10 protein-coding genes are annotated in these 13269 nt (G+C 69.0%); 2 read left to right on the top strand and 8 right to left on the bottom strand.

The features are described 5' to 3' along the window. The first annotated feature begins 10 nt into the window (after positions 1-10). Positions 11-502: a MaoC family dehydratase gene (locus B116_RS0109530; protein ID WP_027659939.1), complete on the top strand. Its 492-nt coding sequence runs from the start codon at positions 11-13 to the stop codon at positions 500-502. Positions 503-654: 152 nt separating this feature from the next. Further along, on the top strand, positions 655-2157 hold the full coding sequence (locus B116_RS0109525; protein WP_027659938.1) for an aminopeptidase P family protein: 1503 nt from the start codon (positions 655-657) through the stop codon (positions 2155-2157). 66 nt (positions 2158-2223) lie between these two features. Here the strand turns inward: B116_RS0109525 and B116_RS24945 are convergent, their stop codons facing one another. From B116_RS24945 to B116_RS0109485, 8 genes are all read right to left on the bottom strand, one after another. After that, on the bottom strand, positions 2224-2511 hold the full coding sequence (locus B116_RS24945; protein WP_050591851.1) for an ABC transporter permease: 288 nt from the start codon (positions 2509-2511) through the stop codon (positions 2224-2226). Next, positions 2512-3207, bottom strand: a complete 696-nt coding sequence (locus B116_RS27430; protein WP_027659936.1) for a hypothetical protein — start codon at positions 3205-3207, stop codon at positions 2512-2514. It abuts the gene before it with no gap. Continuing rightward, positions 3204-4826 carry a type VII secretion protein EccE gene (eccE, locus tag B116_RS0109510; RefSeq protein WP_155255740.1) on the bottom strand — a complete coding sequence of 541 codons (1623 nt, stop codon included), beginning with the start codon at positions 4824-4826 and terminating at the stop codon, positions 3204-3206. The genes B116_RS27430 and eccE overlap by 4 nt, the downstream gene beginning before the upstream one ends. Before the next feature lie 66 nt (positions 4827-4892). After that, a complete protein-coding gene (locus B116_RS0109505) occupies positions 4893-5225 on the bottom strand; it encodes a hypothetical protein (RefSeq protein ID WP_027659934.1) in 333 nt (110 codons plus the stop codon). Positions 5226-5466: 241 nt separating this feature from the next. Continuing rightward, positions 5467-6732, bottom strand: a complete 1266-nt coding sequence (gene mycP / locus B116_RS0109500) for a type VII secretion-associated serine protease mycosin (protein ID WP_027659933.1) — start codon at positions 6730-6732, stop codon at positions 5467-5469. 100 nt (positions 6733-6832) lie between these two features. After that, the gene (locus B116_RS0109495) at positions 6833-8392 is read right to left on the bottom strand and encodes a WXG100 family type VII secretion target (protein WP_027659932.1); all 1560 of its coding nucleotides are present in this window, start codon (positions 8390-8392) and stop codon (positions 6833-6835) included. A 29-nt stretch (positions 8393-8421) separates the two neighbouring features. Further along, positions 8422-9054: a hypothetical protein gene (locus tag B116_RS0109490; RefSeq protein ID WP_027659931.1), complete on the bottom strand. Its 633-nt coding sequence runs from the start codon at positions 9052-9054 to the stop codon at positions 8422-8424. Positions 9055-9184: 130 nt separating this feature from the next. Further along, positions 9185-13168, bottom strand: a complete 3984-nt coding sequence (locus B116_RS0109485) for a type VII secretion protein EccC (protein ID WP_027659930.1) — start codon at positions 13166-13168, stop codon at positions 9185-9187. Between the last annotated feature and the right edge of the window lie 101 nt (positions 13169-13269).

The raw sequence follows: 13269 nt of genomic DNA, 5'->3' as shown, positions 1-13269 counted from the left end.
GAGACAGCAGATGACGCTACGCCGAGTCAACGACAACGAGTACATCGAAGAGCACGGTGGGGACTACGAGGACTTCGAACCCGGGATGGTGATCCGGCATTGGCCCGGACGCACCCTCTCCGAGTCCGACAACACCTGGTTGACGTTGTTGACGATGAACCAGCATCCACTGCACTTCGATCAGCACTACGCCGCCGGTGCCGAATACGGCAAGGTACTGGTCAACAGCGGCATCACCCTCTGCCTGATCGGCGGGATGACTGTGCAGGCGCTCTCCGCGCGCGCGGTGGCCAACCTGGGTTGGGACAAGGTGCGGCTCAAGGAGCCCGTTTTCGTCGGGGACACCCTCTATGCGACGAGTCGCATCATGCAGAAGCGGCTGTCGCGCTCCCGTCCCGGCAACGGGATCGTGACGGTGGAGACAACGGGTACGAAAGCGACTGGGGAGCCGGTGATCGTATTTGAGCGATCCTTCCTGGTCCGCTGCCGGGAGGCCGGCTAGTCCGCTGCCGCGAGGCGGCCATTCGGTGTCGAGAGGCCGGCACCGCCGACGGGCGCGGGCCCCTGGAAAGGTGCCATAGCCCATCGAGCACTTACCACGTGCGGGAAACCGTGGGTCGTCACCGATGACCCGATCTGGCAGGATGTGTCGGCATGACGAGCGAGAAGCAGGCGAAGGCCAGCCACCGCGGCATTCCCAGCAGCAACGAGTTCCGTGAATTCATCGGCTCCGGATGGGCCAACCCCGACCGGGAGCCCACCCCTCGCGCCGCCGTGGCCGACCATGCCGCCCGGCGCCGGGCCGCGCTGTCGCAGCAGTTCCCCGGCGAGCGGCTCGTCATCCCAGCCGGCGGTCTGAAGGTGCGCAGCAACGACACCGACTACCCGTTCCGGCCGCACACCGCCTTCGCCCACCTCTCCGGCCTCGGCGCGCACACCGACCCGGACAGCGTCCTGGTGCTCGACCCGAAGCCGGGCGGTAGCCACCACGCCATCCTCTACTTCCGGCCGCTGGCCCCGCGAGACAGCGAGGAGTTCTACGCCGACTCCCGTCGCGGCGAGTTCTGGGTGGGTCCGCGCCCGAGCATCGCCGACCGGGAGTCGGAGCTGGGCATCACCGCGCGGCACATCGACTCACTCGCCGACGACCTGGCCAAGGACGCCGCCGCCGCCCGGCTGCGGGTGGTCCGGGACGTCGATTCGCGCCTCACCGAGCTGGTGGAGAGCGTCCGCACCCAGGCCAGCGCGACCGCTTCGGAGCAGGAGCGGGAGGAGGCGGACGTGGAGTTCGCCCGGCACCTCTCCACCATGCGCCTGATCAAGGACGAGTGGGAGGTGGACGAGATGCGCAAGGCCGTCGCCGCCACCCACAAGGGCTTCGACGCGATGATCGCCTCGCTGCCCGAGGCGGTCCGCAAGGGCCGCGGCGAGCGCTGGGTCGAGGGCGTCTTCGGCCTCTACTCCCGGCACGAGGGCAACGGCGTCGGCTACGAGTCGATCTGCGCCTCCGGTGACCACGCCAACACGATCCACTGGACGAAGAACACCGGCGAGGTTCGCGAAGGCGACCTGATCCTGATCGACTGCGGGATCGAGATCGACTCGCTCTTCACCGCCGACATCACCCGTACCCTGCCGGTCACCGGCCGCTTCACTGAGGTGCAGCGCCGGATCTACGACGCCGTGTACGAGGCGCAGCAGGCCGGTCTGGCCGCGGTGAAGCCGGGCAACAAGTTCAGCGACATTCACGCCGCGGCGAACGCGGTGATCGCCCGAATCCTGCACGAGTGGGGGCTGCTGCCCGAGGGCGTCACCCTGGAGCAGACCCTGGACCGGGAGAAGGGCGGCTGGCACCGCCGCTGGATGGTCCACGGCACCTCGCACCACCTGGGCTTGGACGTGCACGACTGCCAGCTGATGCTGCGCGAGAAGTACATGGACAGCGAGTTGCAGCCGGGCATGATCCTCACCGTCGAGCCGGGCCTCTACTTCAAGTCCGACGACCTGCGGGTGCCGGCGGAGCTCCGGGGCAACGGCGTTCGGATCGAGGACGACGTGCTGGTGACCGAGGACGGCTGCGAAAATCTCTCCGCGGCGATGCCGCGCACCTCCCACGAGGTGGAGGAGTGGATGGCGCGGGTCTGGGCGAACGCCTGACCCACCCCACACGCCTGAACCACCCTGCACGAGGCCCGCGACCGCCGTCCCGTGCGACATGGCCCGTTACCGCCCGTACGACGTGGCCCGCGACCGGAGCACCGGTCGCGGGCCACGTTCAGTTGCCCCGCCGACGCAGTTGGCGCCAGGACACGAAGGCACTCGCGCCCGTCGCCAGAGCCAGGGTGCCGAGGTGGCGAGCAGACCCAGCACCGAGCCGATGAACACCAGTAGCCCGGTCTCGCCGACCGCGACCCCGAGCAGTTGTCGCCGGATGCCGCCGGCCGACCTCAGCACGGCGAGGTCGCCGCGGCGCCCCACCGCCGCCAGGGCCATGAGGTGGCCGACCGGCAATCAGGCGGCGTCGCGGGCCACCGAACCGATCAACTGGCGCTCGGTGTGGGTCATACTCAGCATGACCCACTGCACCTTGCCCCTGGTGATCAGGCCGACCATCTCCGGGTGCAGCTGGGTGAACCAGCTCTGCACACTCACCAGCCCGAGCGCGGTCGCCGCCGTCGCCGCCTCCGCCGCTGTCAGCCGCTGGAGCAGCACAATGTCGCTGCGTACCAGGGCGTTGGAGTCCCAGCCGGCCAGGTCGTCGCGGACCACCAGGGTGGCCCGCCACGGCGTACTGAGCCCGGGGTCGGGGCCGGTGACCGGGCCGGTGTCGACAACGACGAGCTGCGGTTCGGTCGGGTTGGCCGCGGCCGGTGGCGGGATGCCGGGCGGCAGGAACGAGGCGACTTCCCGGCCGATGACGCAGCGCCGCAGGAAGGCGTCCCACTCCCGCTCGCGGCCCGTCTGGATGAACAGCCGGGCGCCGAGCGCGATGGCGCGGAAAGCGATCAGCTGGGCGCTGCGAACGCCGCCGGTCAGCATCAGCCGAGTCGGCTCGGCGCGGAACAGGCGCAACCCCACCGGCTCCTGCTGCCGGTTGCGACCGACCACCAGGCCACCGCCGCCGGCGACCAGGCGCAGGCCAGCAACGGATGCGGCGTCGGCGCGGTACAAGCCCATCCGGCTGTCCGGGAACGCGACACTTTTCACCGCAGGAAACCTCCGAGCGGTAACGTGGCGGCCACCCCGTGGGCGTGCTCGCCGTCGAGTCGTTGCAGCCGACCGCCGTGGCGGCGGATCGCCTCGTGCAGGGCTCGGTCGGCAGCGGCCAGACCCTCCGGTCCGTTGCCCAACAGCCGGAAGGCCGCCTCCATGGCGAGGTCGTCGCCGTTCGCTCGGCTGGCGGCGATCGACACCACGCCCCCAGCGGCGGGGAGTCCCCGCAGCAGCGGGTCGATCTCCCACCGCTGGCTGGGCCAGTCCAACAGCCGGTGGCAGCTCTGCCGGGCGCCCGCGGTCGACCAGGCCCGCCAGGACTCGCGGGCGAGTGGCTGCTCGCCGACCCCGCCCGGTGTAACACCGGCCAAGTGGGTGAGGGTGGTGACCGCGGCGAGCACCTCGTCCCGATTGAGCATCCGCGCTGTCACTCGTTCCTGCCGCAGCAGCCGCCGGGTCCGTCGAATCACCCCGGTCAGCGTCGGAAGCAGGTCGCGGTCGGCGTGGAAGTCGGGGGTCCGCGCCGTCCGGAGCACCACCCACGCCTGCCGGGTGGCCGGCACGTCCCCGTTGGTCAGTTCGCGGTACGCCCGGTCCGCTGCGGCCGCGCCCGGGCGAGCACGCGGTGCCGGGGTCACCTGGATCAGCAACTGCACCACCACCGGGGGCGCCTCTTCGTCTGCCGGCGGCAGGAGCGCAGCGGGGGAGGGCAGAGCCTGCGGGGCACTCATCAGCAGGGCACCCTCGGTGGGGTCAACGTCGAAGACGACACTCAGCCCAGCTGGGTGGGTCAGCAACACCGCCGGCTGGTCGTCGACCTCGACATCCTCCAGTTCGACGCCGCGCCCCAGCTGGGCCAGGAGGCGTTGGGCCGGATCCGGGTCGACTGCGGTCAGCTGCCGGCGTCGCCTCCGGAACCCCCACCAGACCGAAATCCACTGGTGCAGCCAGCGGCCACGCAACCGGATCGCTGTCGGGGCGAGCACCAGCACCGTCACGACGGCGATCCCGGCGGTGAGCGCCACGCTGTGTCGCGTGGCGGCGAGCACCGCCGCCACCCCGAGCTGCCACGCCACCAACTGGAAGACGGTGATCCCGCCGATTCGAAGTGGAGGCCGGTATGGGCGTACCCGTCGGGCTGCCGGACGGTCGGGCGTGGCTGGTGTCTCGGCTGCGGCAGCGACGGTGGCCGACGAGGCAGAGGCAGCCTGTGGCGGCGACACCGCCGTCGCGACGGCGGCTGACTGTCTCGCCCGGGGCGTTGGTGAGGGCCGCTTGGCCTGCGCCACCCGGTTGGCCGGCGTCGCCGGGTGCGGCGGTGCTGCCATGCTGGCCGGCGTCGCCGGGTGCGGCTGTGCTGCCATATTGGGTGGTGTTGCCGCTGCTCCCCGTGGGGTGTTGGTCGCCTGTCGACCCTGCGCGTGCTGCGCGGCCCAGGCATGACCGGGCCCGCTGCTCGCCCGGCTCACCGGCCGCGCGGGCACCGGCGCGCCGGCCTGCTGCCCTGCTGCCCTCCGCTGCTCGGGCGGCAGCTGCCGGGCCGGCTGGGCGGCCGTCTCCGGGTGGTGCTGCCAATCCGGTTCACCCGGCGGTGCCGCACCCGGATGAGTCACCTCATGTCCTCCTCAGCTGGGCCGATGCCACCAAGTTTCCGATCGCAACGCGGATCTCGGCCATCGTCACGGTCCGCAGCTCGTCGAGGCCGGGGCGCCGACCAGACGCCGCAACCGCTGCGACTGGGCCTTGCGTACGCGTTCGACGACCAGCTGCTCCGGCCTGACGGAACCCCCCACGATGGTAGGAGTGGCGCCGGCTGCGAGTTCGATCGCCGGTAGCGCGATGTTCCCGGTGGTGCACCCCTGCACCGTGCCATGGCAGCCACGAGGAAAGGAGATAGCCGGGCCCCGGGTGTCTCGAGTTCGACAGCGCCGCAGCTCCGGAGCGGACTGGTGCACCACGGCGACACCGGCGTGCCCGGTCTGGTCCGGGGTGACGAGAAGGGTGCGCGTCATGGCTCCGGGCTTCGTACATCGACGGACGGGGGTTGCGCCTGACGATATCCCAGGGGCTTGGCCTAGCGGGGCCCCAAAGCTGGGCGGAAACCGAGCCCACTCCGAGCCCGACCCGAACCTGCCGATCCAGTTGTAGCTGCAAACTCCACACCGGTACCTGACCTCCTATCTGGAGGACGGGTGCTGGCAGGCTGCCGGTCTGGTGCATTCCTGGGGTGGGCGGGGAAGCCCCGCCCACTGGCTAGTCGGGGCGGCGCCAGGGAGAGTCGTCCGTTGGGTCGGTGGTGTTGGTTGGTGGTGCGGTGGTGGGAATCGGGGGTGCGGCGGCGGTTTCCATCGCGGGTGTTTCGGCTTGACGCCGGCGTCGGCGCCGGTATCGCAGCAGGAGCAGGACCGGCGTAGTGATCAGACCGAGAATTAGGACCATTAGTGCGATCGCGAGTATCGATTCGATGGTCTCGGTCCTTGGATCTGACTCGATTGCGCGGGCCCGGGCGAGGGTTGGGTCGACTTGGGGTTCTTGGCTGGCTTGGGTTCGGCTGGCGCGGCCGTCTGGTTCGCCGGTCAGGGCCGCGCGTAGGTCGAGTTGGCCCCAGCCGTAGTCGAGGTCCTTGCCTGGTTCGCCGGCGTCGCGCGTGGTCTCGACCATCCGTTTGAACAGCTCCAACGAGCTGAGGTTCGGGTATTTCGACTTCACCAGGGCGACGGCGCCGGAGACGAGTGCGGTAGCACCGCTGTTTCCGGTGACCGTTGCGTATCCTCCGCCGGGTACTGCTTGGTAGAGGTCTTCGGCGGGTGCGGCGAGGTGGATTTCCCCAGCTCGGAGTGAGCCGATGCGGCTGGGTTGGCCGTCGCGGTCGGTGCCGGCTACCGCGAGCGAGGCCTCGTGTAGCGCGGGGTTAGCGATGCCCGAGTTCTTCCGGTTGCCGATGCCGGCGACGACGATCATGCCGTTCTGATAGGCCCGCTCCACCGCCTGGTCAAGTTGCTTGCTGTACGGACTTCTTAGGGAGACGTTGATGACGTCCACGCGTTGGTCGATCGCCCAGTTGATTCCGCGAGCGATTGCGCTCGGCTCGATGATTGGCGCAATTCCGTTCCCCCGCGATGCTGCCACGGTTACTGGCAGGATTTTGGCTTTGGGCGCGACGCCGAGGACTCCGTCGCGACCGTTGGGGCCGTGTCCGTGGCCGGCGATGAGGGAGGCCATCGCGGTGCCGTGGCCATTCCGATCCTGGTGTCCCCTGGACTGATCGTTGTAGACGTCTGCGCCGGGCAGCACGTTGTCCTTCAGGTCTGGGTGAGTGGCGTCTACGCCGGTGTCGATGACCGCGACGGTGATTCCCTCGCCCTCGGTTATTTCGTGCAGCTCGGTGAGTTCGAGGGCGTCGAGGTGCCAGGCATCCTTCCGGTCGACGGCGGAGACTGGCAGGGCTGATACACCGAGTGCCACTATGGCGCCGAGCGTCGCGGCGGCGATGGTGGTTACCGGGCGGGCGAGGCGCATTCGCGGATACCTCCTCTGTGGCCGTAGCGGGGCCGGTTGTGCGGTTGTCACATGCTATGGGCCGGTCCCCCCGGGGCGGGGTGACCGGCCCGTTGCGGGGTTAGCTCTGGCCGAGAGCCTTGCCGTGATGTCGTGGCCGTCGTTCGGCCGGCGCGTCGATGATGCCGGCCGGGGGCGGGTCAGTGGCCCAGAGTTCGTCGTCGCCTTCGCCGTTTCCCCAGCTTTCGGTCTTCTCCGAGGCCTGTCGAGCCCTGGTGCGGGGGGTGATGGGGGCGCTCCGGCGGCCGCCCAGTGACGGTGTGGGTCCGGTGGCGGGTGCCGGTCGGGTGCTACCGGCGGCACTTCGGCCGGTGAGGGGGCCACCAGCCCGGGTGCCATTGCCGGTTGACGGAGTCGGGCGGTTGGTGGTTGGTGGTGGGGTGGGGTGGGCGATGCTTGAGGGGCTGGTGCCGTGTTTGCCGCTGAGGATGGGCGGTGGTGGTGTGGGCCTGGCGGGCCGTGTGCCGGGGTGGAGGCTGTGTGGCTGTGGGGCGCCGGTGTGGCCGGGCAGGGTGGCGCGGTTTGGTGAGGGGCCACGATGTGTCGGGTTGGGAGTGCCGGTGTTGGGAGGCGTGGGCCGGTGGGGGTTGGGCGCCGGGCCAAGGGCACCGGGGCTGCTGGTTCCGGGCAGGGTGGGGCGGGGGATGCCGGGTCGGCTGGTGGTTGGCGTGCTCGGGCGGGGAGCCGTTGGGCCGTTGACGCCCGGTAGTACCGGCGGGAGCACCGGCGCAGGTGTCGGCGTGGTGGGGATCGGGGGTGTGGCCGGCGGAGGTCCGGGTGTCGGAGGCGGCGCGGTCACGGTGCCCCCGGCGAGCCCGACCCCGTCGGGCAACTCGCGCGGGGAGGGAGGTGGTGTCACCTCGAGGCGGCTGAGCAGCTTCGGCCCGTCGTCGGGCACGGTCGGTGCGGGCGGCAGCCCGACCGGCGCGTTCGGCCGACCGCTCTGCGGGAACCCCTCGGGGTTGATTATTGCTGCATCTATTGGCCCTTTGTACCTACCGCCACGATAGATATTCGCATAGGAAACGTCGATGTACAGCTCGGCGAGCGGCTTGACGATGCTCTTTGCGCGCGCATGGAACTCCTGCTGCACCTCCTTGAACGACTTGCCGTTGTTGAAGGGCTCGAAAAGCCACTGAAAACCTTCATCATCCTTGCGTTTTTGGGCTTGGTGCTGCTGCTCAGCTTGGTACGTCAGCCAGAGCTCGCGCATGTCCCGCTGGGTCTGCGCGATCTTGCTGGCGAGCTGTTCTAAGCCGCTGGCGTGCCGGTCGGCGACCTCTTTCCACTCGTCCAGCGAGTGGAGGGCGGCGCCTACCTTGCTCATAAAGTAGTGACCCGCGGGCGACTGCCACCTCGCCGTCAGCCCGTCGGCGTGCCGTTTCAGATTTTCCCGCGTGGTTTGCAGCAGCACGCTGGTGCGGCGCCAAGCCTCAGCGAGAGCGACGGTGCGCTCGTCGCTCTCGCCGCGGACATAATCCCACATTTGCTCGATATCGACCGAGTCCCACTGGGTGGGCGTATAGGTTACGGCCGTGTCGTTGAGGTAATCGTCAGTGAAACCGGCAAACACCCCATTGATCGTGCGGGTTGGTGTATACCCGTAATACTGCTCGGTCATACCCGCTCCTCAACACTCCCGTCCCGCTGTCAGCCCTGTAGGTCGGTATCCGGCGGGGCTACCGCGTCGCCGCGCATCCCCTCATCGTCGCCCTGGATCTGGTACGCAGCGGAGCCCTTGCCGACCGTCTCAGGCTGGTCGTGCGTCGAAGGCCCCTCGCCGCTGCCATCCCCTTCTCTGAGGATGAACTCTTCTTCGAAGCGGGTGGCCGCCGAGTCGACGCGCGCTTCCGAATGTGAGTCGACCGAGCTTGCCTGATCGTCGTTGCCCTGCTGCCAGGAATTGTTGAGGGTCTGTTGCTCTTCTACGTTGTAAAAGGCACTGAAGACATCGTCGTGGGTCGCCTCAATGAGGGCGTCCTCGGCCAGATAGGCGACGGAGATCGATTTTGCGGCGACGCTGAGGGATGCCAGGCCCGCCTCTACCTCGGCGAGTAGCTGCTGTATCGCCGTAAGGCTGTGGTCGTGACTAGTCTGAAAGTACATGCCCTCCCGCATTCCGCCCTCGCCGAATGGTGCCTGCACTTGGAGCATCGGAACTACGCCGTTTTGGCGGCTGGGGCTGAAGTTCTTTTCCAGTTCGTCCTTGATGGCGGCTGCGAAGTCGTCGAGTTGCTGGATGTCGACGTCGATATTTTCACCGGCGAGCCAGTCGTCGCCCATGCGTCTCCCCCGATCGCTCACCCGTCAGCGGCGCGCTCGGTCAACTAGGCTGCCGCCTATATTGGCACATGTCCCTAATTGTGCGTGCTTGCAGCCGCAGGCTGAGTATCCACTCTGGCGGAACATAGCGTCATCGCGCAACCCCGTCGGGTGCTCCCGCCTGCGACGGAAGATTCACCAACTGCACCAGGCGGGTGCCCTCCCGTCGGGTGACCAGCCAGCCCCGCCCCGGTGGCAGTGGCCCGGGGCGGACCGTGCCGAGCAGCACCCCCTCGTCCCGGTTGCCGGACATCACGATGCCCGGTGTGCTGATCTCCCGCAGCCGCATCAACACCGGCTCGTAGAGGGCCCGGCTCGCGCCGCCGGTATGGCGGGCGACGACCAGGTGCAGACCGATGTCTCGGGCCTGCGGCAGGAACTCCAGCAGCGGCATCAGCGGATTGCTACCCGTTCCCGCCACCAGGTCGTAGTCATCGACCAGGACGTAGAGGTCGGGCCCCTTCCACCAGCTGCGTGCCCGCAACTCGTCGGGCTTCACGTCGGCGGGGGGTAACCGGTCTCGCATCACGGCGGCTACCTCGGCGACGATGTTTTCGGTGAGTTGCGCGGATGATCCGTACCCGACCAGGTGGTCGGTGGTGATGTCACCGAGCATGCTGCGGCGATAGTCAACGAGGATCAGTCGTGCCTCGTTTGGCTCGTTGCGGTCAACGATCGTCTGGGCCAGTGCCCGCAGGAAGGTGCTCTTGCCGGACTCCCCGTCCCCGAAGAGCAGGAAGTGCGGGTCGGCAGCGAAGTCCAGGTGCACCGGCTGCAGGTCCACCTCGGCGAGGCCGATCGGCACGCCGGGCCGTCCGGTGGATGGCAGGCTGCCGTACGGGATCGTGGGCGGGAGCAGCCGGATCGGCGGAGCTCCGGGCCCTTCCCAGGCGGTGGCGATGTCGTTGATCAGCTTGCGGGAGCCCTCGGGGAGGTTCCCCGGCTCCTGGCCGCCGTCGGCGCGGGGCAGCGCGGCGAGGAAGTGCTGACCGTCGGGGTTGATTCCCCGACCGGGAGACTTCTCTGGCACGTTTGTCGCGGCGCGGCGGTCCAGCATGGAATCGCTCGCATCCGCCAACCAGAGCTCCAGCCGGGTGCCGAAAACATCCCGGATGGCGGGGCGCAGGTCCATCCAACGGCCGGCGGTGACGATCAGGTGGATGCCGAAGGAGAGGCCCCGGTTGGCGATGTCACTGATCGCCGGCTCGAGGTCCTCGAATTCGGTACGAATAGTGGACCAGCCATCGATGACGAGGAAAACATCGCCGAACGGGTCATCGGTGTGCTGGCCGTGCCGGCGGGCGTGCCGGTACGCGGCCATCGAGTCCACTCCGCGCTCCCCGAACCGCCGCTCCCGCATGCCCATCAGCAGCTGCAACTCGGCGATCGTGCGTCGGACCAAACTTGCGTCGAGCCGGGTCGCCACCGCACCGACGTGCGGCAGGTCGCGCAGTGAGGAGAGCGCGTTGCTGGCCAGGTCGAGGCAGTAGACCTGCGCCTCCCGTGGCGTGTGGGTCAGCGCCAGCGAGGTGACGATTGTCCGCAGCAGGGTGCTCTTGCCGCTCTGCGGGCCACCGACGATCACCGCGTGGCCGGCGGCGCCCGCCAGGTCAAACCAGAGTACGTCGCGACGCTGCTCGAACGGCTTGTCGATGATGCCGGTGGCGACCTGGAGTTCGCCGACCAGACCGGCGTGCGCCACCGTCACCCCCCGGTCCGGGTCTGTGGTCAGCGGTGGCAGGAGCTGATCCAGCGTCGGCGGCTCCGCGAGCGGGGGCAGCCACACCTGGTGGGCCGGCGTGCCCCGGCCGGTGAGCCGGCCCACCAAGATGTCCAGCAGGCTGTCGCCGGCGGCGACGCTGTCCGGTTCCGGCGCTACTTCCTTCTCGGTCGGCGTCACCGGTGGTGCGACATAGCTGGTGCTGTACTCCTGCACCCGCGTCTCGCTGTCACCGCCGGCGACCGCGGTCGCCGTCTCGTTGCGGTAGGCACCGGAGACATACGCGGCCTTGAACCGGGCCAGGGGTTCGGTACCGAAGCGTAGGTAGCCGTGGCCCGGCGCACTGGGGAGCTCGTACGCGTCGGCGGCGCCGAGCACCACCCGGCTCTCCATGGGGGAGAAGGTGCGCAGCCCGATCCGGTACGACAGGTGGGTGTCCAGGCCGCGCAGCCGGCCCTCCTCCAGCCGTTGTGAGGCCAGCAGCAGGTGGACACCGAGCGACCGGCCAACCCGACCTATCTGCACGAACATGTCGATGAAGTCCGGTTTTGCAGCGAGTAGCTCGGAGAATTCGTCGCAGATGATGAGCAGGCTGGGTAGGGGAGCGAGGGGCGCACCCGCAGCCCGGGCCTTCTCGTAGTCGCGCTGCGAGGCGTAGTTGCCGGCCGCGCGCAGCAACTCCTGGCGGCGTACCAGCTCACCGTTGATCGAGTCGGCCATCCGGTCCACCAGCGGCAGTTCGTTGGCGAGGTTGGTGATGACCGCGCTGGTGTGCGGGAGAGTGTCCAGCCGGGTGAAGGTCGCACCACCCTTGAAGTCGACCAGGACAAAGTTCAGGTTCTCCGAGCTGTGCGTGGCGGCGAGCGCCAGCACCAGCGTACGCAGCAGCTCGGATTTGCCGGAGCCGGTAGCACCGATCAGCAGGCCGTGCGGCCCCATGCCGTCCTGCGCGGATTCCTTGAGGTCGAGCTCGACCGGAGCGCCGTCGGTGCCCGTACCGATCGGTACCCGCAGCCGGTCCCGATTTGGCCGCGGCTGCCAGGCCGCCTCCAGGTCGAACTCGTGCGGATCGCCGATGTTGAGTAGGTCAGCCAGGCCCAGCTCGGCGGTGAGTGGACTGTCGCCGCCCCGGGACGCGGCCGATAGGCGCAGTGGGGTGAGCTGCATGGCGAGCGTCTCGATCTCCGCTATTCGGCAGTGGTCGGCCTGCCCGATCTCGGCGGTGCCCTCCACGGTGGTGCTCCAGAGCTGCTGGTCCACGGAAACCTCGAGGACCAGTCGGGCCCGGTCCAGCAGCCGTGGCGCTGGGTTGGAGAGGTCGAGCAGGGTGACGCCCTCCACGCCGCCCTCGGTCATCAGGTGGTCTGATCCAGCGGTGTCGCCACCGTCGATGACGACCAGGACGTGCGGGCCGCCCACCTGGGATGGGCCGCCGGTCGGGTTGAATCGGGGCCGGCTGGCCAGCACGTCGTCGAGCATCGCCTCCAGCCCGGCGACGGAGGGCGCGACGAGCCGCAGCTGCCCCAGCGCGTCGGTGCGACTCGGGTGCAGTCCGTGCGGAAGCCACTTCGCCCACTCCCACCCGTCACGCCGATCCGGGGCGACGCAGATCGCGACGAGTAGGTCGTCCGGGGCGTGGAATGCGGCGGCCTGGGCGAGCACCGAACGGACCAGCCCACGCGTCGCTTCGTCGTCCCCCTGGAGATGTACCCGGGCGAAGCCGTTGAGGGCCATCGTCACCGGCAGATCCGGTACCTCTCCGTAGGTCGTCAGGAAGCGGCGCAGGGCCAGCGCGCACATCGGCTCCAGCTTCTCCAACGTTGTCGTCGGCGGCGGGATCAACGGCGTAGCCAGTTCCTGCGGCCCAAGCCCGATTCGAACGGTCGCGAAATCGACGTCTCCGCGCCGGCGCTCCCACAACCGTGGGCCGATCGGAACTGACCAGAGCGCGCCCGGCTCGGGGTGTCGGTAGAACGCGGCTTCGCGCTGCTTGCGGATTGCCTTGAGGACGCGATGACGCTGCCGCGACAGGTGTGTCATGTACTCGCGTCGCTTTTGCAGCATCTCCTGTTTGCTCGGACCGCCGGGGCTGTTGGCGAACTGGGAGGCGAGCATTCCGATCGCGGAGAGGCCGAAGAGACCACCGGCGACGTATCGGATTGTGTTGCCACTCTGGCCGGCGAACATCAGCGCCATCGCGAACGAACCGGCGAGCATCGGCAGCATCATCAGCATCTGACCCCAGCTGCGCCCACCCGGTACCGGCACCTCCGGCGGCGCCTCCAGCAATACCTCGCCGGCCGGGTACTCCGGCTCCGGCTGCCGATCCGGGCGTTTCACAACGACGGTGCTCACGTACCAAACCTCCCCGTTGGTGCCTGGACTCGATCGATCAGAACCGACGTCCACGCCACCGGCACATGGTAGGTAGCCTCTTCTCGTTATGACAGCCGCGG

This window comes from Salinispora fenicalii (assembly GCF_000514815.1).
Classification (GTDB): Bacteria; Actinomycetota; Actinomycetes; order Mycobacteriales; family Micromonosporaceae; genus Micromonospora; species Micromonospora fenicalii.
Note: the sequence above shows the minus strand (reverse complement) of the source record. Positions and strands in the feature narration are given on the sequence as shown.